At 45.6% G+C, this 24,622-nt stretch carries 27 protein-coding genes; 8 read left to right on the forward strand and 19 right to left on the reverse strand.

The window, feature by feature from the left end; all coding sequences use genetic code 11:
• Positions 1–77: 77 nt before the first annotated feature.
• Complete coding sequence (locus KOE27_RS23420) at positions 78–1,001, forward strand: LysR family transcriptional regulator (RefSeq protein WP_082218051.1); 924 nt, start codon at positions 78–80, stop codon at positions 999–1,001.
• 204 nt (positions 1,002–1,205) lie between these two features.
• On the opposite strand, the gene KOE27_RS23425 is transcribed toward KOE27_RS23420, so the two are convergent.
• The 12 genes from KOE27_RS23425 to KOE27_RS23480 all read right to left on the reverse strand — a co-directional run bounded on the left by KOE27_RS23425 (position 1,206) and on the right by KOE27_RS23480 (position 10,971).
• Positions 1,206–1,385 (reverse strand): hypothetical protein, encoded by a 180-nt coding sequence (locus KOE27_RS23425; RefSeq protein ID WP_082218052.1) that lies wholly within the window; start codon positions 1,383–1,385, stop codon positions 1,206–1,208.
• A 66-nt stretch (positions 1,386–1,451) separates the two neighbouring features.
• Positions 1,452–2,465 carry an aldo/keto reductase gene (locus tag KOE27_RS23430; protein ID WP_082218053.1) on the reverse strand — a complete coding sequence of 338 codons (1,014 nt, stop codon included), beginning with the start codon at positions 2,463–2,465 and terminating at the stop codon, positions 1,452–1,454.
• Between the two features lie 41 nt (positions 2,466–2,506).
• Entirely contained in the window at positions 2,507–3,148 is a 642-nt protein-coding gene (locus KOE27_RS23435) for a hypothetical protein (protein WP_082218054.1), read from the reverse strand.
• A gap of 25 nt (positions 3,149–3,173) precedes the next feature.
• A complete protein-coding gene (locus KOE27_RS23440) occupies positions 3,174–3,653 on the reverse strand; it encodes a (2Fe-2S)-binding protein (protein ID WP_082218055.1) in 480 nt (159 codons plus the stop codon).
• A gap of 93 nt (positions 3,654–3,746) precedes the next feature.
• Positions 3,747–4,802: an alpha/beta hydrolase gene (locus KOE27_RS23445; RefSeq protein ID WP_082218056.1), complete on the reverse strand. Its 1,056-nt coding sequence runs from the start codon at positions 4,800–4,802 to the stop codon at positions 3,747–3,749.
• Position 4,803: 1 nt separating this feature from the next.
• Complete coding sequence (locus tag KOE27_RS23450; RefSeq protein WP_170916754.1) at positions 4,804–5,568, reverse strand: carboxymuconolactone decarboxylase family protein; 765 nt, start codon at positions 5,566–5,568, stop codon at positions 4,804–4,806.
• A gap of 10 nt (positions 5,569–5,578) precedes the next feature.
• Positions 5,579–6,646: an alpha/beta hydrolase gene (locus KOE27_RS23455; protein ID WP_082218057.1), complete on the reverse strand. Its 1,068-nt coding sequence runs from the start codon at positions 6,644–6,646 to the stop codon at positions 5,579–5,581.
• Between the two features lie 44 nt (positions 6,647–6,690).
• Positions 6,691–7,323: a flavodoxin gene (locus KOE27_RS23460; protein ID WP_082218058.1), complete on the reverse strand. Its 633-nt coding sequence runs from the start codon at positions 7,321–7,323 to the stop codon at positions 6,691–6,693.
• 15 nt (positions 7,324–7,338) lie between these two features.
• The gene (locus tag KOE27_RS23465; RefSeq protein ID WP_082218059.1) at positions 7,339–7,809 is read right to left on the reverse strand and encodes a nuclear transport factor 2 family protein; all 471 of its coding nucleotides are present in this window, start codon (positions 7,807–7,809) and stop codon (positions 7,339–7,341) included.
• A gap of 12 nt (positions 7,810–7,821) precedes the next feature.
• Complete coding sequence (locus tag KOE27_RS23470; protein WP_082218060.1) at positions 7,822–8,313, reverse strand: nuclear transport factor 2 family protein; 492 nt, start codon at positions 8,311–8,313, stop codon at positions 7,822–7,824.
• 52 nt (positions 8,314–8,365) lie between these two features.
• Positions 8,366–9,220: an aldo/keto reductase gene (locus KOE27_RS23475; RefSeq protein WP_215241154.1), complete on the reverse strand. Its 855-nt coding sequence runs from the start codon at positions 9,218–9,220 to the stop codon at positions 8,366–8,368.
• A 140-nt stretch (positions 9,221–9,360) separates the two neighbouring features.
• The gene (locus KOE27_RS23480; protein ID WP_215241155.1) at positions 9,361–10,971 is read right to left on the reverse strand and encodes a carboxylesterase/lipase family protein; all 1,611 of its coding nucleotides are present in this window, start codon (positions 10,969–10,971) and stop codon (positions 9,361–9,363) included.
• A gap of 166 nt (positions 10,972–11,137) precedes the next feature.
• On the opposite strand from KOE27_RS23480, the gene KOE27_RS23485 reads away from it, so the two are divergent.
• From KOE27_RS23485 to KOE27_RS23500, 4 genes are all read left to right on the forward strand, one after another.
• Complete coding sequence (locus KOE27_RS23485; RefSeq protein ID WP_215241156.1) at positions 11,138–12,043, forward strand: helix-turn-helix domain-containing protein; 906 nt, start codon at positions 11,138–11,140, stop codon at positions 12,041–12,043.
• Between the two features lie 16 nt (positions 12,044–12,059).
• Positions 12,060–12,551, forward strand: a complete 492-nt coding sequence (locus KOE27_RS23490; protein ID WP_215241157.1) for a cupin domain-containing protein — start codon at positions 12,060–12,062, stop codon at positions 12,549–12,551.
• 549 nt (positions 12,552–13,100) lie between these two features.
• Positions 13,101–13,370: a helix-turn-helix domain-containing protein gene (locus KOE27_RS23495; RefSeq protein WP_215241158.1), complete on the forward strand. Its 270-nt coding sequence runs from the start codon at positions 13,101–13,103 to the stop codon at positions 13,368–13,370.
• 2 nt (positions 13,371–13,372) lie between these two features.
• Positions 13,373–13,645 (forward strand): hypothetical protein, encoded by a 273-nt coding sequence (locus KOE27_RS23500; protein ID WP_215241159.1) that lies wholly within the window; start codon positions 13,373–13,375, stop codon positions 13,643–13,645.
• A 7-nt stretch (positions 13,646–13,652) separates the two neighbouring features.
• On the opposite strand, the gene KOE27_RS23505 is transcribed toward KOE27_RS23500, so the two are convergent.
• Entirely contained in the window at positions 13,653–14,174 is a 522-nt protein-coding gene (locus KOE27_RS23505; RefSeq protein ID WP_215241160.1) for a hypothetical protein, read from the reverse strand.
• A 76-nt stretch (positions 14,175–14,250) separates the two neighbouring features.
• Between KOE27_RS23505 and KOE27_RS23510 the strand changes: the two genes are divergently transcribed.
• Positions 14,251–14,889: a hypothetical protein gene (locus KOE27_RS23510; protein WP_215241161.1), complete on the forward strand. Its 639-nt coding sequence runs from the start codon at positions 14,251–14,253 to the stop codon at positions 14,887–14,889.
• 21 nt (positions 14,890–14,910) lie between these two features.
• Here the strand turns inward: KOE27_RS23510 and KOE27_RS23515 are convergent, their stop codons facing one another.
• From KOE27_RS23515 to KOE27_RS23525, 3 genes are all read right to left on the reverse strand, one after another.
• Complete coding sequence (locus KOE27_RS23515; protein WP_215241162.1) at positions 14,911–15,678, reverse strand: response regulator; 768 nt, start codon at positions 15,676–15,678, stop codon at positions 14,911–14,913.
• A 40-nt stretch (positions 15,679–15,718) separates the two neighbouring features.
• Complete coding sequence (locus KOE27_RS23520) at positions 15,719–17,464, reverse strand: sensor histidine kinase (protein ID WP_215241163.1); 1,746 nt, start codon at positions 17,462–17,464, stop codon at positions 15,719–15,721.
• A gap of 159 nt (positions 17,465–17,623) precedes the next feature.
• Positions 17,624–19,366: a sensor histidine kinase gene (locus tag KOE27_RS23525; RefSeq protein ID WP_215241164.1), complete on the reverse strand. Its 1,743-nt coding sequence runs from the start codon at positions 19,364–19,366 to the stop codon at positions 17,624–17,626.
• A 238-nt stretch (positions 19,367–19,604) separates the two neighbouring features.
• On the opposite strand from KOE27_RS23525, the gene KOE27_RS23530 reads away from it, so the two are divergent.
• Complete coding sequence (locus KOE27_RS23530) at positions 19,605–21,119, forward strand: type IV secretory system conjugative DNA transfer family protein (protein ID WP_215241165.1); 1,515 nt, start codon at positions 19,605–19,607, stop codon at positions 21,117–21,119.
• Here the strand turns inward: KOE27_RS23530 and KOE27_RS23535 are convergent.
• The 3 genes from KOE27_RS23535 to istA all read right to left on the reverse strand — a co-directional run bounded on the left by KOE27_RS23535 (position 21,116) and on the right by istA (position 23,742).
• Positions 21,116–21,340 carry a hypothetical protein gene (locus tag KOE27_RS23535; protein ID WP_215241166.1) on the reverse strand — a complete coding sequence of 75 codons (225 nt, stop codon included), beginning with the start codon at positions 21,338–21,340 and terminating at the stop codon, positions 21,116–21,118. The two genes, KOE27_RS23530 and KOE27_RS23535, sit on opposite strands and share 4 nt — an antisense overlap.
• A gap of 80 nt (positions 21,341–21,420) precedes the next feature.
• Positions 21,421–22,170, reverse strand: a complete 750-nt coding sequence (gene istB / locus KOE27_RS23540; RefSeq protein WP_215236847.1) for an IS21-like element helper ATPase IstB — start codon at positions 22,168–22,170, stop codon at positions 21,421–21,423.
• A 21-nt stretch (positions 22,171–22,191) separates the two neighbouring features.
• Positions 22,192–23,742: an IS21 family transposase gene (istA, locus tag KOE27_RS23545; RefSeq protein WP_215236846.1), complete on the reverse strand. Its 1,551-nt coding sequence runs from the start codon at positions 23,740–23,742 to the stop codon at positions 22,192–22,194.
• 188 nt (positions 23,743–23,930) lie between these two features.
• On the opposite strand from istA, the gene KOE27_RS23550 reads away from it, so the two are divergent.
• Positions 23,931–24,545, forward strand: a complete 615-nt coding sequence (locus tag KOE27_RS23550) for a hypothetical protein (protein ID WP_215241167.1) — start codon at positions 23,931–23,933, stop codon at positions 24,543–24,545.
• Positions 24,546–24,622: the final 77 nt, after the last annotated feature.

Below are 24,622 nucleotides of genomic sequence, written 5' to 3' on the forward strand. Positions count from 1 at the left end.
GTTTGTGGCATCAAAAATAAGCGCTCTAAAACATATATTTTTATTTATATTTACAATACTATCCATAAAAAAAAATTATGAATTATACATTGAATCAGCTACGGATATTTTCAGCGGTTGTTAAAACTGAAAGTATTACGAAAGCTTCCGAGGAATTGCACTTATCCCAGCCCGCTGTTTCTATCCAGCTAAAAAATTTTCAATCACAATTTGACGTCCCCTTAACCGAAGTTGTTGGAAGGAAGATCTACATTACGGACTTCGGTCATGAGATTGCCGTGGCAGCAGAAAATATCCTGAACCAGGTATATGCAATCAATTATAAGACTTTGGCTTACAAAGGACAATTGATTGGTAGACTGAAGATCTCAGTAGTTTCTACCGGCAAATATGTCATGCCATTTTTTCTATCCGATTTTTTGCAGCAGCACCCAGGTATTGAGCTGCTGATGGATGTTACCAATAAAAACAAGGTAATAGAAAGCCTTGAAAACAATGATGTTGACTTTGCCCTTGTCTCCATCCTGCCATCGGCAATCAATATTGAATGCCTGGATCTTTTGCCCAATAGACTGTTTCTGGTTGGAAAAGCCAATCAGCAGTGTAAGCATTCAAATGATGTGAACGAGGTGTTCAAAGATCTTCCTCTCATCTTTAGGGAAAAAGGCTCTGGAACGCGTCAGGTCATGGAGGTCTTCATTGCCGAACATAAAATTTCTGCATTAAAAAAAATGGAACTTACTTCTAATGAGGCTGTTAAACAGGCAATCTTGGCTGGATTAGGATATTCAATTATGCCCTTGATAGGAATTAGAAACGAACTGCTTAATAACGAATTAAGAATAGTAATGGTTAAAGGGCTGCCCATAAACACGATGTGGAGCTTGATCTGGTTGAAGGGTAAGAAACATTCCAATGCATCTTCCTCATTTTTAGAGCAAGTTAACCGGCATAAATCCACCATTATCCAAAATAATTTCAAATGGTGCGAGACATTTTAGAATATCCTGATTGAAATATAGTTACCTGAACATGAATTAGTTTACGCCTTACATTGTAACATAATTCCTCCATAAGTGTATTTAGGGTTTTTATGAGTAAGTGAAGATAATGCTGCCCACACGTAGGTCAGTTCGAGAAAAAAAAATGTTCTTATAGAAGATCTGGCGATTCAAACTCGCCAGTTGGCAATAGTTAAAAGTACATTACCATTTTACGGCAGGTGAATACGTAGCATTGGGCGGATTAGTCTCAACCGCAGATGAATCTGCCGCTTGCTCTGTATCCGGACCGGTGGGAACAGAAGGCTCAGGCGTATTGTCAGATTTCTGCTTGCATGAAATGAAAACAAGCATCGCCAGGCATATTGACAGGATATAGTTCATATTGCTATGTTTAATAGGAGATAGAAACGGCAAATTCAACATCTATGACAGACAGCGAGCTGCTGACTATTTTCCAACCCGGTTCTGCAACGCTTCGGGATAACGCGCCCCTTCAATTTTAATTTCCGAAGCTGCACTTTCAATTTCAGCCCGGTCCTGCTCGCTAAGTTGAACAGCTGCCCCGCCCAAGTTCTCTTCCAATCTATGCAGCTTTGTTGTCCCCGGAATAGGCACAATCCAGGGCTTTTGCGCGAGCAACCAGGCCAATGCAATTTGCGCGGCGGTGGCAGGCATTCCTGTGGCAGGCAATCCTGTTCCACCTTTTTGCTGCGCAATACGATTAAGCAAATCCACCATTACCTGGTTTGCTTTACGTGCTTCTGTGGTGAACCGGGGTACGATATTTCTGAAATCGTTTTTGTCAAAGGTTGTGTTCTCGTCGATCTTGCCGGTCAAAAACCCTTTGCCTAGCGGGCTGAATGGCACAAAGCCGATCCCGAGCTCTTCCAGCGTCGGCAAGATCTCATTCTCAGGCTCTCGAAACCAGAGTGAATATTCACTTTGAAGCGCGGCAACTGGCTGAACCGCATGCGCCCGGCGAATCGTCTGCGCGCCTGCTTCTGAAAGTCCGAAATGTTTGACTTTTCCAGCCTGGATCAACTCTTTTACTGCTCCGGCCACATCTTCAATTGGCACCTGTGGATCGACCCGGTGTTGATATAGCAAATCGATGCGGTCTGTTCTAAGGCGTTTGAGTGACGCTTCAACAAATGCCCGTATACTTTCAGGCTTGCTGTTAAGCCCGCCTTTCGAGTCGCCACCTTCAAAGCCAAATTTTGTCGCAATCACTACTTGATCCCGAAAAGGTTCAAGTGCTTCGCCCAGCAGCTCTTCATTTGTAAATGGCCCGTAAGCTTCGGCAGTGTCAAAAAAAGTTACACCACGCTCGAATGCAGCCCTGATCAGTGCAATACCATCATTTTTATCTGTTGCCGGGCCGTAGCCGAAGCTTAGTCCCATACAACCCAGGCCAAGTGCCGACACTTCAAGCCCGCTTTTTCCTAATTGTCTTTTTTCCATTGTGTTCCTACTTTTTCGTTGATGATCCTGAATTGAAAGCCTTACTTCTTGGGGGCGTAAGCGCCGCTTTGAAGCCAGGTAATCCAGGCTTTTTTAAATTCGGCATGTGTTACCGGTGGCAATGTCCTTCCTTCTCCCGGATCCCAGCCTGCCAGCACAAGCCCATCATCGGCATGCTCGATCAGCTTTTTGATATCCTTGTTCCCATTTTGCTTTTTGTCAACCAGCTGTTTAGCCAGCTCATGCGCACTTTTTCCTTGAAAAACCATTTTCATGGCAGCAGGCGGCAAATGCCACTCAGGGTTGCCGGGCGGCATATGAAGGCCAGCTATGTTGGTTTCCTGATGGCAATTCGAACATTTCATGGCATAGACGCCCTTTCCATCCAAGCCACGTTTGGGTCCCATCGCATGCAAATGGCTGTCATCCCCTTGCAGCGGCACATCCCCAGCCGGATGGCAGTTCATACAGCGCGGGCTCATCAGCGTTTTATAAACAATCTCAAAAGCTTGTACGGATTCTACGCTATCACGGTTAATGGTGCTGAATGTAATCTGTTTTACCGTCGCATCATTTCGGAATGCAGATGCCCCGACGGCGACGATAAAAATGAATATTGACAGCACGGTAGCGGCCTTTTTTGGAACAAATTGTTTTATTCCATTTTCTGGTTTTTGCTTCATAAGGTGAGTTTGAAAATGGATGTTGTTAACCCTTCGTACCTGTTTTTTTCTGCAACTCGGCAGCCGTGTGGATCGCCTCGCGAATCCGCAGGTAGGTGCCACAGCGGCAAATATTGCCCGACATCGCATCATCAATATCCTGGTCAGTTGGATTGGGCTTTTCGCGCAGCAGCACCGCAGCCGACATAATCTGCCCTGAATGACAATAACCGCATTGCGGCACGTCAAATTCCTGCCAGGCTTTCTGGACAGGGTGTGAATTTGTTTCAGACAACCCCTCGATCGTCACCACTTTTTTCCCAGCCGCACGGCTCACCTTGGTCACACAAGAGCGTACTGCTTCGCCATCTAAATGCACCACACAAGCCCCGCACTGCGCGACCCCACAACCATATTTAGTACCTTTTAGACCAGCCAGATCGCGGATCGCCCACAAGAGCGGCATTTGTGGATCAGCTTCCAAAGGGTAATCCTTCTTGTTGATATTCAATGTGATTTTGGCCATGGTGAAAAGGTTTAATTGATGGTGAGATTAGGCTTATATTTTTAGAAAAAAAAGCAGTTACAGCTGGTAACAACTACAATCCAAATATTTGACTTACAGAAACTTTGTATAGAACTCAGCGAGCTTGTCAACAGCCTGATCTACATACTCTGGCTTCCAATAGGTCTGGATGTGTGTTGCCCCATCGATAACAAACAGCTCCTTGCTTTTTGAATTAGTAGCTTTGGGGAATGCTTCATCGGTCATGTATTTTGTGTCCGCTTTGCTTCCAGCCATCATGAGTAAGGGCTGATCAATTAAATCCATGTTCTCGGTAGCGTCCCAGGTCATCAAATCCAGTAAGTTGCTCATAGGGTACAGAAAAGTGGAGTTGGGATGTGCATGCGTTCTATAATAGTAAATGTACCCTTCGCGATACAGATCTGTGGAAACCTTGGCAATTTCTTCATCAGTGATACTGGCCACTCCGGCGTAAATAATTTTGCCATCTGCGGCCTGCTGCGCGCGGGCATCGGAAGCCTGTTTTAAACGCTGTGAAATGGTTGCCAGGCCTGAATTCTGAAAGCCGTTGCGCCGGACTTCGCCCGAGTTAAACATGCTCAGGGTTGCAACCGCTTTTAGTCTTTTGTCAGATTGGGCAGCTTTTAACGTATATCCACCACCGCCACAAATCCCCAAAGCGCCAACACGGTTCACATCCACTCCCTTGTAGCGGGTGATAAAGTCGGCCATCCCACGAATGTCTTCGGTCCGAAAGGCAGGTCTATCGGTGTGACGGGGCTTGCCGCCACTAGCTCCCTGGTAGGCTGCATCCGCAGCAATGGTGATGTATCCTGCCCCTGCCAGCCGCTGCGCATACAGCCCGGCTGTCTGTTCTTTAATACCGCCATTGGGATGGGCAATGACTAATGCTGGATATTTTTTTGCAGGGTCATAATTCGTTGGAGTATATACGTTGGCGGCAATATCAATCCCATTCAACTTATATTTTACGGGGTGGATGTTGACTTTGCCTGCTATGTTTTCTGAAATAGCACCATCATAAACCAGCGTAAACGGGTTTTTAGCTGTTGTAGCCTGAGCGTTTGCTACCTGCACTTCTGACATCGATGCTAACAGGCTCATTGTTGCGATTGCTATATTTTTCATTCTATTTATTACTACTTAATACTTCGTTTAAAACTGTATCTGCCGCTGTGGTTTTCTGCTTGCCGATTGTTGGGGCAATGACAGTGACAAACTCTTTTAATTGGGCAGGCGACCAACCTGTACGTAGTGAAATGCTCAAATGGCTTTTTAGCATCGGCTCTGCCTGGCCAATGGCGCTGATTACCGAAATGGTCACCAGTTCCCTTTGGCCGTAAGTCAGCACATCTCTTTCAAAGATGTCTGCAAACAAATGTTCCTTTAAGAATGTATCTATGGCAGGCGCAAATGCGCCATAGCCCGAAGGCTGCTCGGGCTGTGGCGTTCCTGTCAGTTCACCTAGTATTTTTTTGCCGCGCTCATATTTGTTGCTATCAGCTGGGACAACAGATGCTTCTTTTCCCATGTTGTTATGGATGCCCCTGGCTTTCCTTTCTTCAATGACCTGCATAAATGTTTGCAAGCCGCGAATGCTCCGTGGAAAACCACAATAGGCATAGGTATGCACCAGGACTTCCTTAATCTCATTGACACTCAAACCTTGATCAAGGCCCGCGCCAAGCTGTTTTTTTAGCTCTGGGATCTCACCTTGTGCTGTCAGGGAAGAAATAATAATGATACTCTTCTCTTTGGGGGCTAATCCTTCTTTTGAGCTGGCCACGTTCTGTGCCTTTATACTGTTAACAGTCATTAAAACCACCGCTAATACCGTTATAAAGGCAGCTGGTTTTAACCTGATGGTTCTCAATTTGTTTTTGCTTAAATCCATAGTCTGATGATTACTTATCCAGGCGTTTTTCTTTTAACCATTTCTCCAACACGCCTGCAACTTGCTCACTGTTTAAATCCGACATCAGAAAATGGGTATTGCCTTTAATACCTATCTCTGGCAAATGGACAATAGTAGCATCGCCTCCGTGGCTGTTTACCACCTTTGCCCACTGGCGCGCCGTAGCCAATACATTTTTCCAAAAATTAAGTGAAGCTGCTTTCGTTTCGTCTTTCGGGATGAAATCACCGAAATAAACCACAATGGGTATCTTGGTCAGTTTCTTGAACTCATCAAGGGGGACTCCTTTACCGCCACGGTTGCCTTCGGGCTCCTGGCCTTCGGGAAAAGTAAACCCACCCGGCTCATAGGCCACAACAGCTTTAACATGCTGGTTTTTAATAGCAGTCTTCCATCCCGGCGAACCACCGGCCGAATGGGTAAACAATATCCCGTCGCCAGATTTATCCATCACTGCCGACATAGCATTTACAATCGTTGCTTCATCGACACTGCCCGTGTTGGGCGTCATCATCCGGAAAAAATTATCCAGCGATACGCTGTCTTTGGGAAACTGCACACCCTCATTAAAATCTGGATACAAGCCGATCCGGAACTGGGTGAACCAGGTCTGGTCATCGGGTGTGGCCGTGATCTGTCCTGGCTTTGATGTTTGCCCTGCGTGGCCACGCCCGGGTTGGTCTACCAGATAAACACCGTAGCCTTTTCTTAGAAAGATATTGGCAAAGCCTTCCCTTCCATCGGCCGTGGTTTGCCAGCTGCGGCGCGACTGCCCGTAGCCATGCAGAAAAACCATAGAAAGTCGCTTTGCCTTTGGCGGGATCTGGTAAAACACGTCGGCATGGTCCCCGTGGCGGGTTTGTCCGCCCTGCGCTACATTCCAGGGTTTGAGCGCGTCGAACGTGCCTTCACTTTTGGTTACGCTGCCACCAGCCGAAAAAGCGCCCTGCTCCTGGATGATTAAAGGTTTCTGACTTTTAGTTTTCTGTGCCTGGCCTTGCAAGCTTACTATGGAGCATACCACACATACAAGGCTTAGTATTGCTTTATTTCTCATATCTATTGCATTTAGTCTGCGACGCTTGAATCAAATTGTTCGCATTAAATCATTTTAAGCTTTTCAAGCCATTGCTTGATCTCATCCTCGGTCTGGCGCGCTTTCTCATCCTTGATCATCAGCAGCTGCCCGTCCCTTTCAAGACCGCCCCGGGTCGAATAAGCTTCCAGTATTTTACTGTTCGGGCATAGCTGCCTGACTGTTTCGAACGTGCTACCAATGCCGTAGCCACCGTTCGTATTGAAGGGAATGATGGTCTTTCCGCTCAAATCGTATTGTTTCAGAAAACTTTTCATCGGCGGTGGGAGCTGCATCCCCCAGGTCGGAAAACCGACAAAGACCACATCGTACTGGCCGATACTATCAATTTTAGTTTTCAAAGGCGGCAGATATCCCGACTGGTTTTCACTGGCTACCTGCGCGACAGTTGCCTGATAATTCTCAGGGTACGGCTTTTCCAGCTCAATCGCCACCAGTTTTCCACCTACGTTCTTCTGGATCATTTCCGCAACTGCCTTGGTATTCTTCGTGCGGGATAAATAGACGATCAGGATCTTGTCAGCTGCCACATCAGTGCCCGTTTCAGCATCGATCCGCTCAGTTTGAGTAGAAGAGCAAGCCGAAACCAAGAACAAAAAAGCCAGCAGCAGGTGTGCTAATGGAGCGGTTAGTTTCATGTTTTCTGATGTTTATTATCCTCCCACCTTGGTAAATGAGAGTGATCCCAGTTTCCAACCTTCTTTTTGCTGCACATACACTTCCGTTACTTCAAACTCGTTGGTGACTTCCCTGCCGCCAACGACCGCTAACAGTGTAATCCTGTTCAAAAGGATAGCCGTTGATCCAATGATGTTTACGGATACTTTATGGATATCTGCCTTTTTGTAATGAATGCCCCCGGACTTGATGATATTGACTTCCTGCTGTTTGCCCCATGATCCGCCCATGTGAACAAAGACGGCCTTTTCATCAAAGAGCGCAGCCAGTGAGTCTGCATTCTTGTCTGCCATCCACTGCCATTTAGTTTTAGAAAGTGCAATGATTTTCTGCTCGGCGCTATTTTCAGCTTGCGCGAATGCTCCCTGAGATCCTAGCATCAAGCCTGCTGCAAGTATCAGGCAGGTAAGGGTTCTGGTGATTGTTTTATTTACGTTCAATTTCATTGTATCTCCGGTTTAATGTTTGATAACATGCGTATCGCGCACACTGCTGAATGTAAGCGCCAGCAGTTTCCAGTCAGCGCCCCGTTTCTTATAAACTTCCGTAACTGTAAATTCAACTTTCGCCTCGCTACCCCGAACTGTTGATTCCAGCGTAATACGACTCCAAATGATAGCCGTATCGTCAAAAAGCTCCACCGCTACATCGTGCACGTCGGCTTTTCTGTACCAGATGCTTCCGGTCTTGATGATTTCGAGCTCTTCGTCTTTTTTCCAGGTACCGCTCATATGGACAAATTTTGCTTTGTCATCAAAGAGTTTGGCCAGCTCGTCCACGTTCTTATCAGCCATCCATTGCCACTTCTTTTTTGAAAGGTCAATGATTTGTTGCTCCTGGCCGGCTGCGCCTTGTGCTAGTGACGATTGAGTACCTGCCAGCACGAAGCATAGCCCCAAAAACGTAGCTGCCAGAACAGATTTGAAAAATGATTGAGAATGCAATTGCATGAGTAATAAGTTGATTTAAAGGTTAAATATTAATTTCTCGCCCTCTTATAGGCTATTTATCATCCAGCTTTCTTTCACCTAGCCATTTCACCATATTGGGATCACGGTGATCGAAAAAGCTACTCGCATTGGTATCCAGAGATTTGATCGCGTCCATATCTTGCGCGCTCAGCTGGAAATCAAAAATGTTCAGGTTCTCTGCAATTCTTTCTTTACGGACTGATTTCGGAATTGCAATCACCCCCCGCTGCGTGAGCCAACAGACGACTACCTGCGCGATTGTTTTGTTATATTTTTGACCGATTGAGGCTAGAAGCTCATTTTCAAATAAGCCGTTTTTGCCTTCCGCAAATGGGCCCCAGGACTGGATCTGCACATTGTTTTCTTCCAGGAACTGTTGTGTCTGGATCTGCTGGTGAAAAGGATGCGTTTCAATCTGGTTGACTGCCGGGACAATCTCGTTATGGATGATCAGGTCAATGAGCCTGTCAGGTTGGAAGTTACTTACACCAATCGCCCTGATTTTACCTTCCTTGTATAGTTCTTCCATAGCCCGCCACGCTCCATACACATCGCCAAATGGCTGGTGGATCAAATACAAGTCCAGGTAGTCCAGCTGTAACTTTTTCAGCGATACTTCAAATGCCTTTTTGGTATCCTGGTACCCGTTGGATTGTATCCAGAGCTTGGTAGTGATAAAAAGCTCTTCCCTGGCAAGGCCACTTTTCTTTATTGCATTCCCTACGGCTTCTTCGTTCTGGTAGGCTGCTGCCGTATCAATCAGACGGTAACCTGTATCGATCGCATCCAATACACTTCTCTCACATTCTGCCAGGTCCGGTACTTGAAAAACCCCGAACCCCAGAATTGGCATTTCTACGCCGTTATTTAATTTTACTGTTTCCATAGTGGTTTCTTGTTGATGATGCAAAATTCCGCCTTTCCAGGGGCATATATGGTATATAGATTCCCGTTTTCTCTACCAATATTCCCGGTAAAGTTTGGGTCAACCCCTGGTAGGAAAGCTATGCTGCAACTACTTTCGGTCTATTTCTTCGCAGCCTTCTGCATCACATCAAGCCGTGCTTTCTTAGGGTCGGGCCCGCCCATAGCCGAGCCGTCAGAGCGGAACTCAATGATTTCGTTTTTCCCTGGATCATAAACCGGCCACTTTGGTAAGCCCTTACCATTCGGGTCTGATGTCTTAGCAAAATTGGCCCAATACGTGTTCATCATCGTAGCAACCTGTTTGTCTGTTGGTGCAATTGTAGCTCCGTTGCGCTCCATCAGATTGCCAAAAACATAAGCGATTTCGGAAGCATGTCCTGCGCCAAAACGCATCCGCTGTTGCATAGCAGCTGCAACATAGGAGAAAAGATAAACGTAGGCTTTGTCACCTTTGGCTGTTACCGCACTTGCTGTAAACCTGGCTGGCTTTGCCCAAACTTTATCGGTGTTGACCATCGAAAGCATTTGGGCAAAGTCTGCTTTACCATCCGGATCATAGGCTATGACCATTTCCTTGCGTACGGGCTCAAATTGGGCGAGCAATTCATCCTTTGACTTTGCATTCACAAAGCCAGCCGGTACTTCTGCACTATTCGAACCAATGATGATTGGAACACGGATCTGCCTGCCAGCCTTATATGCACTCTCGAATGTCTCTACAACTAATTTTCCGTCCAGGATCGGCCCTGCATAAATCAGCGCCCCGCCCTGGCCATTGCTTTCTTGTCCATTATCGACAATATCTTCCACAGAAAGTGAGCGGAGTTTGGCCAAAGCTTCTGCATCCTTACCCTGGATATCGTGTTTAGCGGCAAAGTTTACACCTATTGTCTCAGCTGAAACAGGATAGTATTTATCGGCGTTTTCCTTACTGATCGGCCTGCTTGACAACACGCCGTCGCGGCCACCGCCCGACTCGATAATTGCCTTTTGAAAAAGGCCTTTCGCAGATGGGATCGTCAGCAACGAATGCACTGAAACACCACCAGCCGATTCTCCAAAAATCGTCACATTCTTTGGATCACCACCAAATGCGGCAATATTCTGCTGCACCCATTTAAGCGCCGCGATCTGATCCATATAGGCATAGCTCCCTTTGGGCTCATTGGGATGCTCAGCGCTTAATGCAGGGAACGCAAAATGCCCAAGCCGCCCCAGGCGATAATTGAAATTCACCAGAATGACGCCTTGTTTGGCAAACTGAGTGCCGAAAGTTTCAGGGTAAGAACTTCCACCGCCCACAAACCCGCCTCCGTAAATCCATACCATGACAGGTAGTTTGGCTCCCGGCTTGGCTGCACTAGGCTTCCATATGTTTAGAAACAGACAATCTTCCGATGTGTTTTCCCGGATCTTACCCGCCTGTCGTGGCCAGCCTGCCTGGGCACAATCTGCGCAAAACTTGATTGCATCCTTTACGCCCTGCCATGCAGGAAATGGCTGTGGGGCTCGCCATCGGAATTCTCCAACTGGTGCTGTCGCATAGGGTATTCCTTTAAAAACATCAACGTCTGCTTCTGTAAGCCCCCGTAAAGTTCCAGCGCTTGTCTGGACCGAAGGACTTGCGCTGGCATCCGTATTGGTTGATGTTTGCTGGGCCTGCAAACTGAAACTTAAAATGAAAGTTAAACCTGTAAGTATCTTTCTCATTTTTTGGATATTTCCGCAGTTTAATTGGATTGTAAATTTCGGCTTTGCTTTGAGAGCAAATGGTATACAGATTCCCGATTTGTCTACCAATATTCCTGATTTGCCTTTCCGGATTTTTCAGCAGGTAATGAATTGGGTAACTTTGGGTACCTAAAAATTTCAGACTATGGAAGACATCATTCGTTTCGAAACTGTAAACCAATACAATGCATTTAACCAGCAGGAAACATTGCACCCGCTAGTAACTGTGATTGATTTGTCAACCGCAAGTCCCAGAAACAAGACCAGCCAATACATGGGCTGCTACGGGATTTTCTTAAAAGATGTCGTCTGTGGTGATCTTCGTTACGGGAAAGAATATTATGATTATCAGGAAGGCACGCTGGTCTTCATGTCTCCTGGACAGGTTTTCACCGTAGAAAATGATGGGGAGCTCTATCAACCCAAAGGCCACGCGCTCGTCTTTCATCCTGATCTGCTTTTAGGTACGTCACTGAACGGAAAGATGCAGGAATTTTCCTTTTTTGGTTATCAGGTCAATGAAGCGCTGCATTTGTCCCAGCGTGAAAGGCAGATAGTGATGGATTGTTTTGGCAAGATCAAGTATGAGCTCGAACATGCCATCGATAAACACAGCAGAAAACTCATTGTCGCTAACCTTGAACTGTTCCTTGATTATTGCATACGGTTTTACGACAGGCAGTTTCTTACGCGCGATACCATACACAGGGGAATCCTGGCAAAATTTGAGGCCCTTTTAAGCAGCTATTTTAGCTCAGAGAAACCTCAAACTATTGGCTTGCCGTCTGTCTCGTATTGCGCCGAAGAGCTCAACTTGTCAGCAAAATACTTTGGTGACCTGATCAAGAAAGAAACCGGCCAGACTGCCCAGGAATACATTCAAATGAAGGTGATTGAAGCCGCCAAGGAAAGGATATTTAGTAGCGACAAAACCGTTAACGAAATCGCCTTTGAACTGGGCTTTAAATATCCCCAGCATTTTAGCCGCCTATTCAAACAGCGGATCGGGCAAACTCCAAATGAATACAGGATTTTAAGCAATCTCAATTAATCTAAAACCTCGCGAAATGCAGCGATCAAAAGGACTGAACCGTTTGCTGTTAGCATTCCTGCTGACGCTCACGCATATTTTTGTAAGCGCCCAGGTAAAAGATGCCCGGTCGCCGAGCACGTCGATTTTTCCAAAAGGACAGCTGGCCCCAGCTAGCAATTTCACTGGAAAAGCATGGGTTCACCCATTGATACCAGCTGATAGCGTATTCAACATCCCGGTGTCTTCTGTGACCTTTGAGCCAGGTGCCAGGACCTATTGGCATTCACATGGAGGTGGCCAGGGAATTATCGCCATCGATGGTGTTGGCTATTATCAGGAAAAAGGCAAACCCATCCAAGTCCTAAGAAAAGGTGATGCGGTGAAATGCCCACCCGGCACGCCGCATTGGCACGGCGCTTCTCCCGAAACTGGCTTTGTTCAAATGGCAGTGACGCCTAATCATGCTAACGGAAGGGTTAAGTGGCTCCAACCGGTAACGGCTGCTGAATATACCAATACCAAGTGATTTGAATTTGACACTTCATAGAAGGCAAATCCGCACGCACGGACGAAAACAATGCTTACTTAAAAGCCTGGTCAATAGTTGGCCAGGCTTTTTTGGTACACCCAATTTATTTCAGTCTACAAGTAAGACGGCTATCCTGCGCTTTAAAGTTGAATTACGTATTAAGGTGCACCCTAGCTGTTTAGTGAACTGAAATATATAGTCTATTCACTTAGAAGGCAGGATTCAGTTGATCATTCAAATTACGCTTTAACGACCGTTTTTCTGTACTTACTGCCGCTCTTGCAAACCTCATTAAAAATCAGCCCACAACTTCGCAATTATTTACGAGATATCCCGTGCTGACAACATTCATACAAAGAAAGCCACTGTTCGTACATCATTTTCCTGGGTTCGATAAATAATTGAAAATTAAACGCTTGAAAGGACTTTATTTGATTTTCCTTTTTAATGAGAGTTCCAAAATGAACATTTCTCACTTCGTATGGTTCGAACTGAGATTACCGAACTTTTCAAACATAAACCCGAGGCGTGTAAATCTCCCGAACTATGCAAGTCATCTGCCTTGAAGAATCCGCGTTCTATGAACTGGTCGAACAGGTCGTCGCACGGTTAACGGAAAAGCACAAGCAGCATGCAGAAAAATGGGTGGCACAGGATGAAGCGATGAACCTTCTCAATATTAAATCCAGAACCACCTTACAGAAACTCAGGGATGAAGGCCAGCTTCGCTTCTCTCAGCCCCAAAAGAAGATTATTCTCTACGACAGAGATTCCATTGAACAATATCTGAACAAACACGCCCGTAATACATTTTAGTCATGGATACAGAAAACGAAAAACCAGACCCTGAGTATATCCGAAAGTTCAACCAGGGTTATATTCTGGCCAAGTACATGCCGGGACTGTCTGAACAGATTTCGAAATCAAAAAGTCAGACCCCTAATTTACAGGCCATGAAGGACGGTAGGCAGCAATTCCTTTCGGAGGAAGCGGTCAGCAAGGCTCCTTCCTGGCTAAAACCTGATCCGCAAAAGTTGGACAAAAATCTTCTGGGCAAGACAAAAGGCCGTCAAATTGACCCTGAACGATGATTCTCCATCATTCCATACCTGGCTCTCTTCCTTTTCCGGTTTTAGCAGGTGAATTTGTACCCTTCCGTTCGTTGTCGAGCAGCGTCCGCATAAAATCCTGAGAATTTTGCAGGTCTTTTTCCTTGCCCTTTATCTGGTCTAACTGCTCCTTGGTTTTTCCCTTGAACGGATTGGGGTGTAGTGTCTCCCGGGTCGCATCCCGAATTTGAGTGGCTGTATCTTTGTCCAGATCCCAGCTTTTAATGCCCTGCTCCATTCTCTTAGTCAGATCTGCCTCTAACTCTGTCTTTAGCCCTTCAAGGCTCCTGCGGTCTTCCCGGTTGACCCATGCTTCCCTGGCTTTGGTCAACCCGGCAGGATTAAATTCCAGCCGGTGAGAAGTTTGCCTGATATCCTCGGTGGGGATGTTTTTAATGCGCTCATCAATCAGTCGAGACTGCCGGGCTGTTTCGTCAGCCATATTCTTGAAATAATCGAAACCTTCCGGAAAAGAGTGTTCCAAATCCTCTTTGTTTTCGTGATCCTTCATTTGATATAATATTTAGTTGACAACATATTTGAATTATGATAATATTCTCAAGTAGTTAACTATCAGCAGACCAGCCATGAACCTTGATAAACAGCCCGCTGAAAGCGTTCGTAATTCCCATCCTGATTCACAGCCGTATCACACAGTCCCTTGTAAAACCATTTCATGGGAAGACTTACACCGGTCCGCCACTGTGCTCACCGAGTTTTCCCAAGAGGCAAAAAAGGAAATCGAATACTACCTGGGTTATTTGCCCGATGAGAGCATCACCATTCGTTTTGAGCCTTTTCTGAGAAGCCTGATCCAACAGAAAAATGCCGGGCTTTTGCCCTATGAGCAGTACAGCAAGCTGGCAGAGCAGCATGTCCGCCTGATCCGCAACGAAGATGTACGCTATAACCTGGTGGATGATTACGATCAGCAGCTTTACCAGACGTATTTCCGAGAATATCTGCCCTACGGTGCGCTGGCAAAACAGCGTTTGATTGATATGATGGGTTACGCACCGGAGCTTAAACATTCGCTTCTTGCTGAATTGTACCTTCGTAAAATACTCGCCAATGAGCTCATCCGGCTTCCATTGGAAATGACTCCGGTCGACTACAGAGCAATGACCCTGATCAGGTACCGGCAGATCCTACTTTCAAGGGGTAAAGACGCTGCCGACAACTGGCCGGTACTGAATTGTGAGCCGGATAGTGAGTTCAGTCGCTGAATCATCATAGCCACGCCCGTTTCACCTGCGGGATCGTATCACAGGCAACCGTTCAAGTAGTTCCTTATGCTTACCTACCGGTAAAAGTACCTCGTGCTGCCCAAGAAAAACCCGGTCCGATTCTACCCGGTCAACATGTTTCAAGTTGATACAAATAGAACGAGAAGCCCGGTAAAAATTATCGTTTAAATAGAACAACACATTTTTAAAAGGTACAGATAAAAGCACCCCTTGATGAACACTTCCTGGCGCGATCCTGGCAAACTCCTCGTTGGTTAAAATTAGCTCACTGTATCCACCGCTGGCATTGATCAGCATAATCTGTCCTGTATTGACCCGTACATACGCCTTGTCATGCCAGACAAATACATCTTCAGGTGGTCTTTTGCCCGCTGGAATTCTCCACTTATAAAAATTATCCAGCGCAAGATCGATCTGCATGGACAACTCCCGCGGCCTGAAAGGTTTGTGCAAAAAAGCAGCTGGACTGGTCTTGCGGGCACGATTATAAGTTTCCATTTCGGTGTTAGCGGTCAGATAAATCAAAGGGATCCATTCGATATCCGTCAGTTCCTTTGCCAAGGCAATGCCGTCAAGTTGACCATTCAGCCTGATGTCAATAAGAGCCAGATCAGGCGACTCCTGTTTTCTAACCCGGATCGCTGTCTCATAATCGCGCGCTTTACTGCAGACATTATAACCAGCTGCTATCAGCGCTTCTTCAATGGCCCATGCAGTCAGCTCATCGTCTTCGACAACCAAAATCCTTAATGCGTTGCTTGAATTCATAAGAGGGTATTTATAAAATTGGATGGATTCTTTGGTATTATTAGGGTTCAAATACCAGCGTAAAGTGGTTACCCTCCTTGCTGGCAGATAATTCTGCTTTCAATCGTCCCGCCAAAACGGCTATCAGTTGAAGGCCAAAGCCTTTTTTCACTGACTCATAGCTGAATCCCGGCCCGTTATCTTTCATTTCAAAGACAATGCTTTCGCCTTGCTGAACACATGAGATCATTAAACTGGGCTCTTGCTGATGTGGGAGCGCATATTTGCAGGCGTTCGTCATCATCTCGTTGAGGATTAAACCAAACGACGCCGCTTGATCCGCATGCAGCCATATTTTCTCCACCAGATATTGCGGCTGGAATGACTCCATTCCAAAAATCTTAAATACACTGGCAGCGAGCCGGGGAATGTACTCTGCCAGATCGACCTGAACGGGTTGATTGCCATCATAGAGCCGCTGGTGGACCAATGACACTGCATGAATACGCAGTAGACTTTCTTCCAAAACCTGTTTTCCAGCGCTATCGTCCTGCATGCGGTTGGATTGCAACGAAAGCAGGCTGGTAATTTGTTGAAGATTATTTTTTACCCGGTGGTTCTGTTCGGCTACCAATAGCTGATTCTGATTGCTGGTGCGGCGGTATTTGCGATAGAGCCAGTAAAATACCCCACCAAAACCTATCGCCGAAAGGCTCAGTATCATAGCGAGCCGCGTCAGCCATTTTTGAGACTTTAAATTTTCCGCCTGAAGTGCAAGCTCCTTCTTTTGGGAAGCAAGCATTGCTGCTTTTTTTTCAGTTTCATATTCGACCGAAAGACGTGACACGGCTCCTTCCCGATCCTCAGTCAGTGCTTTTGCGGCCAGATCATGATAATCCTTGTAGTAAGCCAATGCTTGTTTATAATTAGCCATTTGTTCGCAAAGAGTGGCGGAGGACTTGAGTAGGTTACTCCTTAGCTCAAAGCTATGGAATCGTGAAGTGTCCATAACATAACGAGCCTGTTGCAACCACTGCTTCGCTAATGCCGTGTTGTGTACGTTGAGATAGGCATCTGCTAATCTATTTCTTGTAGTGATTATCTCCGTAACTAATTTTTCTCGGGTAAAGATCACATTTGCTTTTTTGAGATTGGAAACATGCTTGATGCGATCCGCTTCGTTTAGGCCAGGCCCGTAAAGTGAATAAAGATTGGCAATGTCAACTGGATTTCCTAACGCCAATGCCAGCCCCAGCGCTTCGTTATAGTGATAATCCGAGCTATCACCATAAGCCTTGTTACTACCTTTCATTTCACTATGGAGTGCAAAAGCTCCCCCCATCACTACGTTTGCTCCCATTAAATTGTGACGGACACCACCTAGCTTTGCAAAATGCATTGCCAGACGGGCATTCTCAAATGCCTCTCTTTCATGTTTCAGACGAATATGATATTCTGCCAGTCTTAAATATATTTTGCTCATGCTTTCCCATCCGCGGCGAGACTCCCAGATCCTTAGGGCCTGAATAAAATATTTTTGGGCCACGAGCTGCTCTCCTACTCCCATATAAGCTTTACCCAACTGGTAGCCCTGCTCCGCAATCTTCAACGAATCTCCGCTTGCAAGCGCGTCATTGTATTCCCGGATCTTTCTGGTGATCCTTTCGTTTGAGCTCGACACAAGATCTTGCAAAATGGGTAATAGCGGAGAAGCCTTTGCACAGGTTGGATCTATGAAATTACCTGGCGCTAATATCATCACGACAAACCATGCACGGCCATACGGCTTTTCTAATCTTCTATCCATATTTTTAAGTTTTTGCACTACTTGACCTTAAATTATAGCGTGCAGCCAATTCAGAATATATCCATTCCGATCCATCACTTGATATGACGTGTCCTTCTTACTTAACTTGAATTCATAAGAGGGTGTTTATTTAAATTGGAAGGTTTTTCTTTGGCAATATTATGGTTCAAATACCAAGGTAAAATGGTTACCTTTTTTATCGGCAGATAACTGAGCTTTTAACCGGCCCGCCAAAACAGCAATCAGTTGCAGCCCAAAACCTTTCTTTACTGACTCATAGCTGAACCCGGGCCCGTTATCTTTCATTTCAAAGACAATGCTTTTGCCTTGCTGTACACATGAGATTATCAAACTGGGCTCTTGCTGATGAGAGAGCGCATATTTGCAGGCATTGGTCATCATCTCGTTAAGGATCAACCCAAATGATGCTGCTTTATCTGCATGCAGCCATATTTTCTCTACCAGATAGTTTGGACGGAATGACTCCATTCCAAAAATCTTAAATACGCTGGCAGCTAGCCGGGGGATGTACTCCTCCAAATCAACCTGGACGGGCTGGCTGCCATCATAAAGCCGTTGATGGACCAATGACACCGCATGAATACGCAGTAAACTTTCTTCCAGTACCTGCTTACCTACACTGTCCTGCATCCGGTTAGATTGTAGTGATAGCAGGCTGGTAATTTGTTGAAGATTATTTTTTACCCGGTGGTTTTGTTCTGCTACCAATAGCTGATTCTGATCACTGGTGCGGCGGTACTTTCGGTAGAGCCAGTAAAATACCCCGCCAAAACCTATCGCCGAAAGGCTCAGTATCATAGCGAGCCGGGTCAGCCATTTTTGAGATTTCAGGTTTTGTGCTTGAAGTGACAACTCTTTCTGTTGGGAAGCAAGCGTTGCAGCCTTCTTTTCGGTTTCATATTCGACCGAAAGACGCGATATCGCACCCTCCCGATCCTCAGTCAGTGCTTTTGCTGCCAGATTATGATATTCTTTGTAATAGGCCAGTGCTTGTTTATGATCCGACATTTGTTCATAAAGATTAGCAGTGGACTTGAGTATGTTGCCTCTTAACTCAAAATTCTCAAAGCTGGAAGTATCCATGACTTGTTTAGCCTCTCTCAACCAATTTTTGGCGAGTGTTGGATGATGTGTATCAAGATAGGCATCAGCCAAACTTAAGCGAGTTGTGACAATCATGGATGTTACTTTTTCTCGAGTGAAGATTGCTTCCGCCTTCTTCAGATTGGAAATATACCTGGTGTGGTTCAAATCATTTATGCGAGGCCCGTACAGCGAGTAGACATTGGCTATGTCGCCTGGATTCCCTAAGCTCAATGCTAGCTCCAACGCCTGGTCATAATAATAGTGAGAACTGTCTAAATCACGTTTATGATTGGTCTGCATTTTATATCTAAGCCCGTAAGCTCCAGCCATCGAAATATCAGCGCCCATCAAACTGTGACGCACACCACTCAGTTTTGCATAATGCATTGCCAAGGAGGCATTTGAGAATACCTCCTTGTGGTGTTTAAGACGAAAATGATATTCTGCCAACCGTAAATGTATCTTGCTCATACTTTCCCACCCTTTACGTGGCTCCCAAATCCGAAGTGCCTGCATGAAGTATTTTTGGGCAGCTAGGTGATCCCCCACTACCATATAAGCTTTTCCCAACTGGTAGCCTTGTTCGGCAATCTTCAACGAATCCCCGCTTGCAAGCGCCTCATTGTATTCCTTGGTCTTTTGAGCAAGCCTTTTGCTAGAAGCTGAAGTGACATCTTGTAAAATGGGTAATTCCGTTGAGGCTTTTGTATGGGCTGTATCAATGAAATAACCAGCGGTTAATATCATCACGGCAAACCATGCATGGCTATACAGCCTGCCTTGTTTTCTATCCATGTTTGTTATGCGATTACAGTACGTGATTTTAAATCTAAGAATATTATTGTAATAATCAGACCCCATTATCTAATTATAAACCAGCGTTTTGACGTACCGCTTGGCTCTAAACGTATGGCGGTTTGTCTTCAAACAACAAAACCAGCTGTCCGTATGAAATATTAGCTGTCTCATCAAGCAACTTACAGGTTACAAAATATTCTGTTTTAATTGAATAAATTTTCAACACCCTCCCTGTATGAATAACTTCGACCTTGACAGATCACTGATAGAACTGGCTTCCCGTGAGGGAAACTCCCGCTGGACCATACGCAGCGCGGTAGAAGGCACGCAGATTTTCGGCGGTATCGGATCAGGTAAAACATCGGGTTCAGGAAGGATGATCGCCATCAAATATCTCAAAGCCGGTTTCGGTGGTTTGGTGCTGACTGTAAAGCCAGATGAAAAAGAAATGTGGCAGCAGTTATGCCGTATCAGCGGGCGAAGCAATGACCTTGTCATCATAGAACCTGGAGGTGAGCACTATTTCAACTTTCTGGATTACGAGTCCGGTCCCAAAATTCGTGGGGCCGCTCTTACCGAAAACATTGTCCAGGTACTCAAAACGGTCATCCGCGCGGGTGAAGAGCAAAGTGCAGGCAAGTCTGACGACCCGTTCTGGGAAAAGGCGCTGGACATGCTCATCTTCAACGTGATCGATCTATGCCAACTTGCCTATGAGAAGCTATCGGTTCAAAGCATGTATGACATCGCGACTGCGATCCCCAAAATCAATGAAGACGGCACCATGCGTTATACGGGCGAGGAAAGTAATGCCTATTACCAGGCGATCACGGCTGCAAAGGACAACATCGTCAGTAAAATGGATCACTGGTACAGCTCAAAGTCTTTTGAGGAGCGTAGCGCGATAGATGCCGGGCAAAGTTTTGAAGCAGCTTTCTTCGAAAAAGTCCCGCAAGCCCGGCTTTACAAATTCGTTGAGCAGTTTTTCTCCGACAACTTTATTCCATTGAGCGAAAAAACACGCTCGATCATCGATTTTACATTTTCGGGCTTTCTATTCCGGCTGCTTCGTGATCCGGTCTACACCTTGTTCTGTGATAAGAAATCCACTGTAACACCTCAGGACAGTCTGAACGGCAAGATCATCTTGATCGATCTGCCCATTAAGATCTACCACAAGGTCGGACGCGACTGCCAGATCCTTTTCAAATACATCTGGCAAAGGGCCATGGAGCAGCGCGATGTCAGGTTGAATGACCGACCGGTATTCCTGTGGGCCGATGAAGCCCAGAATTTTATCCACGAGCATGACGCTGATTTTCAGGCGACCGCCCGTTCAAGCCGGGTGGCAACGGTCTACATCTCGCAGAACCTTCCCAACTATTATGCCTGTATGGGTGGGTCAAAAGCCGAATTCAAAGTCAAATCATTCCTTGGAACACTTGCCACCAAGATCTTTCACGCCAATGCCGATATAGAAACCAACCGGTACGGTTCAGAATTGATCGGTGATACTTTCTTTGAAGACCAATCTGAAAGTGTCACTTACGCACAAAATTTTTCACAAACCCGCGGAAAGTCTCTCAAACTCGAACGCGCTGTCAGACAGGAAGAGTTTGTGAGCTTAAAAACCGGCGGGCCTGCCAACAAATACTATGTAGAGGGATATTTCCACCGGCAGGGCGATTTGCTGTTCCAAGGACGCAACTATACCAAAATGAGCTTCAATCAGAATTATAATCCCCTCTAAACAATAATCACATGAAAACTAACCTGTATTACCGCGCCGTATTCCGTCGCCAGAGCATGTTGAATGAATTCGTCATGGACTTCTTTTTGTACTTCTGCTCTTATCCCCGCCTGATGCTGGAAGTCTTCGTCCGTAAGAATTTTGGTGAACGTTATTTTTCGTTCTTCTCCGCCCTGATGATTGGGTATTTCGGAGAAGTTGACCACCTGATTCCGTGGCAAATTGACCACCTAATTAACTGGCGGCCGGTAGTAGAAAATGCTAGTAGAAGCGATTCAAAATTAGTAAATAAAAGTTATAATTATTCGTAGCTGGTTTCGAGCTCCGTTTTTCGTTTTCTTCTCATTGATTCCCCCTTTAATTCAACCCGGTGTGCATCATGTACTATACGATCTAAAATGGCATCAGCAATGGTTTTTTCTCCTATTACTTCATGCCATTTGCTAACAGGCAACTGAGAAGTAATTATCAGGGATGTTTTTCCGTGCCTGTCTTCTATGATTTCCATCAGTGCTGCCCGGCTCTGGGCATCGAACGGCTGGATACCAAAGTCGTCCAGGATAAGAAGTTGTTGCCGTTCTATTTTTGTAATTTCTTTGATATAGGATCCATCCGCCTTGGCCATTTTGAGTTTGGCAAACAATTTGGGAGTACTGGCATACATTACGCGGTAGCCAAGTATACATGCCTGATGACCAATCGCAGATGCTACATAGCTTTTACCGATTCCGGTACTGCCTGTGATCAGTAGGTTTTCATTTCGGCCAATAAAGGAGCATTCTGCTAGGCGCATGATCTGATTACGGTCAATACTTCTATCAGCATGATAGTGGATATTTTCGACCATGGCCTTATAGCGGAACCGTGCGTACAAGATCTGGCGTTCGACCCGACGGTTATTTCTGTCATCCCATTCAGCGTCAACTAGATGAGCTAAAAGCTCATCCGCCGTGTAATCATTAGTCTTTCCACTTTCCAGGCTACTTTTAAAGGCATGGAACATGCCGTAAAATTTTAGCTTGCGTAACTTTTCCAAAGTGTTTGTGTTCATTTTTATTAATTGTTTAAAGGATTATTGATAATAGTCTTCGCCTCTGATATTATCGTGTTTGGGCATGGGTAATTCGTCTGCAAACAGGCTGTCTTCATATTGATCCATATTTTTTTCCAGTATAGTCTGGATTGTTTTATAGTTGTAGATACCATAGCTTAAAGCCCTTTGGCACGCGCTGATCAGGCGTTGTTCACCAGCTTTCTTCGCAAAAGAGAGGATACCAATACAGGAGCGGTAGGCCTGTTCGGGATGCTGTTTGCGATCCAGGATTTTAAGAATATACAACCTGACATCTTCATGGATCGAGGAAGCCCACTCCAAGAATCGATCTGGTGTCCAGTCTGTTACGAAGCGGTGTGTACTGGCCAGATGTTCTTTATCGGTAGAATAATTATAGGGACTTTTAAGCCTTTTATGAAGGGCGATACGTTCGTAATGATAATATGCTTCAACCACAGAATTGGAATACAACAACTTGACTTTCTTGCCGATAAACCGGTATGGGACACTATAATAGTGCTTGTCAACGCTCAGGCAGACATGTCCGTTCTTCATTACAGTGGCATGTAGCTGTTTTTTGAACTCATAATGCAGGATCGGAAGCGGGGCCAGAGCACTGCGCTCAATTTCTTCAAACTGGAGTCTGCGACTGTAATTACGGCCCCGAAGCAGTTGGTTATTATGAGCCTCGAGAGCAATCAATATAGCTGCGTTTAACTCTGTCAGTGAGTTGTAAACCTGCTTTCTTAAAGGCGCATAAATACGGCTGTAAACGATTTTGACAGCACCTTCCACCAACGCCTTATCTCTTGGCCGGTAAGCGCGTGCAGGTAATATCGTAGTCCCATAATGATCAGCAAAATCGGCAAAGGCCTCGTTCAGCGTAGGTTCGTATTTATTGCTTTTTATAACAGCAGCTTTAAGGTTATCCGGAACAATTGCTGCCGGCACACCACCGATATAATGAAGTGCATTCTCGCAAGCTGCGATCAGATCTTCTTTTTGCTGGCTACTGACTGCTTCCACGTAAGTGAGTTGACTCGCTCCCAGGATAGCCACAAACACTTCAACCTCAGTTAATTCACCAGTCTCTTTATCTACAATACTTAATTTAACACCTGCAAAATCGATGTACAGCTTATCGCCGGCCTTATGGTCCTGATGCATCACAGGGTTAACGCGGGCCTTCCATTTGGTCAGATGAAAGCAAAACTGGGTATAAGCAAATCCTTCCGGAAATTCCTTTTTATAGGCTTCCCAAAGCATATGACGGGTAACACCTGTCCGTTTTAATTCTTTGTCTATTTGCGGAAAACAACGTTGCAGATTCAACAATCTGTCTTGCGGTGGCTGCTGTTTAACCGTTCCGAAAAAGTCATCCAGCTCTTTATCATTCAGGCTGTTGATCTGTTCAAAGGTAAGTCCGCTCGCATCAAAAGTGGTCATGTACTTCTTAGCGGTATTGCGGGAAACACCTGTCTGTTCCGCTATCCAGAGCTTGCTGCGGCCCTGGCTGTACATCCGTAAAATCTGTCTTATTTTGCTCATGCTGATTGTCGAATTGGCCATACCTTTTACACGATTGGTTCGTGCCAAAAATATGGTTGATTCTACAGCATTTTCTAATCTCTCAGGTGGTCAGTTTACTCCGGAATCAGGTGGTCAGTTTGATCCGAAATGGGGTGGTCAATTTCGCCCGGAACAGGTGGTCAGTTTAAACCGAATTGGGGTGGTCAGTTTCACCGAATTTTCCACTGATGATTGCGTTGCTACTGTTCATACTGCCGATGCTACGCCATTTTTACAACCTGTGGATGCCGGATTCCTACCGTCAGGACTATGCTTCTGAAAGTTTTTTTGCCTACAACCTGAGCTGGTATATTTTCATAGTATGTTTTGTGATCTTCTCTTTTCTGCGGGAATCAGAACTGGCCCGTTTACCATCGGTATTTGATTTTGCCCGGTTCAGTCTCTCTACCGGTGAGATCCATCCGCTATTTTTTAAGATCAAACTTTTCGGTAAAACTGCCGATGTCAGGACAATCGAAACAATCCTGGAACCCGGTCTTTTCCTTATCATAGGTTCCATTCTTTGGAAATTCGACCAGGGTATTGGAATATTCATCATCGTATGCAGCATCTTTTATTCAATCGGTTATATGGCCGCCTACCATCAGGGAGACAATTTTGTCATGGACAAAATAGACGAGATGATTTGCAGCGAAGAGCTGGTCTCCTCTTTCGTGGAAGGTAAGGATTCCTCGAAAACGCGTGGGGTACACTACTACGGAAGACGCCCTGCGGATCCTGATGTGAGAAGAAAGGTAGCTGACAGTTTTTTTGAATCTGAGGACGTGGTCGAGGCCCTGTGAGCAGTCCTAAGCTGTGCTTAGGGAAGATGTCTGATGATTTTCAATTTACATAACCGGTATCCGCGAACTGTGCTTAG

The organism is Dyadobacter sp. CECT 9275 (genome assembly GCF_907164905.1).
GTDB lineage: Bacteria > Bacteroidota > Bacteroidia > Cytophagales > Spirosomataceae > Dyadobacter > Dyadobacter helix.

Excerpts from the sequence above, each read along its gene's own strand:
- KOE27_RS23420 (WP_082218051.1), top strand. The coding sequence starts at position 78 with ATGAATTATACATTGAATCAGCTACGGATATTTTCAGCGGTTGTTAAA.
- KOE27_RS23425 (WP_082218052.1), bottom strand. The coding sequence starts at position 1,385 with ATGAACTATATCCTGTCAATATGCCTGGCGATGCTTGTTTTCATTTCA.
- KOE27_RS23430 (WP_082218053.1), bottom strand. The coding sequence starts at position 2,465 with ATGGAAAAAAGACAATTAGGAAAAAGCGGGCTTGAAGTGTCGGCACTT.
- KOE27_RS23435 (WP_082218054.1), bottom strand. The coding sequence starts at position 3,148 with ATGAAGCAAAAACCAGAAAATGGAATAAAACAATTTGTTCCAAAAAAG.
- KOE27_RS23440 (WP_082218055.1), bottom strand. The coding sequence starts at position 3,653 with ATGGCCAAAATCACATTGAATATCAACAAGAAGGATTACCCTTTGGAA.
- KOE27_RS23445 (WP_082218056.1), bottom strand. The coding sequence starts at position 4,802 with ATGAAAAATATAGCAATCGCAACAATGAGCCTGTTAGCATCGATGTCA.
- KOE27_RS23450 (WP_170916754.1), bottom strand. The coding sequence starts at position 5,568 with ATGGATTTAAGCAAAAACAAATTGAGAACCATCAGGTTAAAACCAGCT.
- KOE27_RS23455 (WP_082218057.1), bottom strand. The coding sequence starts at position 6,646 with ATGAGAAATAAAGCAATACTAAGCCTTGTATGTGTGGTATGCTCCATA.
- KOE27_RS23460 (WP_082218058.1), bottom strand. The coding sequence starts at position 7,323 with ATGAAACTAACCGCTCCATTAGCACACCTGCTGCTGGCTTTTTTGTTC.
- KOE27_RS23465 (WP_082218059.1), bottom strand. The coding sequence starts at position 7,809 with ATGAAATTGAACGTAAATAAAACAATCACCAGAACCCTTACCTGCCTG.
- KOE27_RS23470 (WP_082218060.1), bottom strand. The coding sequence starts at position 8,313 with ATGCAATTGCATTCTCAATCATTTTTCAAATCTGTTCTGGCAGCTACG.
- KOE27_RS23475 (WP_215241154.1), bottom strand. The coding sequence starts at position 9,220 with ATGGAAACAGTAAAATTAAATAACGGCGTAGAAATGCCAATTCTGGGG.
- KOE27_RS23480 (WP_215241155.1), bottom strand. The coding sequence starts at position 10,971 with ATGAGAAAGATACTTACAGGTTTAACTTTCATTTTAAGTTTCAGTTTG.
- KOE27_RS23485 (WP_215241156.1), top strand. The coding sequence starts at position 11,138 with ATGGAAGACATCATTCGTTTCGAAACTGTAAACCAATACAATGCATTT.
- KOE27_RS23490 (WP_215241157.1), top strand. The coding sequence starts at position 12,060 with ATGCAGCGATCAAAAGGACTGAACCGTTTGCTGTTAGCATTCCTGCTG.
- KOE27_RS23495 (WP_215241158.1), top strand. The coding sequence starts at position 13,101 with ATGCAAGTCATCTGCCTTGAAGAATCCGCGTTCTATGAACTGGTCGAA.
- KOE27_RS23500 (WP_215241159.1), top strand. The coding sequence starts at position 13,373 with ATGGATACAGAAAACGAAAAACCAGACCCTGAGTATATCCGAAAGTTC.
- KOE27_RS23505 (WP_215241160.1), bottom strand. The coding sequence starts at position 14,174 with ATGAAGGATCACGAAAACAAAGAGGATTTGGAACACTCTTTTCCGGAA.
- KOE27_RS23510 (WP_215241161.1), top strand. The coding sequence starts at position 14,251 with ATGAACCTTGATAAACAGCCCGCTGAAAGCGTTCGTAATTCCCATCCT.
- KOE27_RS23515 (WP_215241162.1), bottom strand. The coding sequence starts at position 15,678 with ATGAATTCAAGCAACGCATTAAGGATTTTGGTTGTCGAAGACGATGAG.
- KOE27_RS23520 (WP_215241163.1), bottom strand. The coding sequence starts at position 17,464 with ATGGATAGAAGATTAGAAAAGCCGTATGGCCGTGCATGGTTTGTCGTG.
- KOE27_RS23525 (WP_215241164.1), bottom strand. The coding sequence starts at position 19,366 with ATGGATAGAAAACAAGGCAGGCTGTATAGCCATGCATGGTTTGCCGTG.
- KOE27_RS23530 (WP_215241165.1), top strand. The coding sequence starts at position 19,605 with ATGAATAACTTCGACCTTGACAGATCACTGATAGAACTGGCTTCCCGT.
- istB (WP_215236847.1), bottom strand. The coding sequence starts at position 22,170 with ATGAACACAAACACTTTGGAAAAGTTACGCAAGCTAAAATTTTACGGC.
- istA (WP_215236846.1), bottom strand. The coding sequence starts at position 23,742 with ATGGCCAATTCGACAATCAGCATGAGCAAAATAAGACAGATTTTACGG.
- KOE27_RS23550 (WP_215241167.1), top strand. The coding sequence starts at position 23,931 with ATGATTGCGTTGCTACTGTTCATACTGCCGATGCTACGCCATTTTTAC.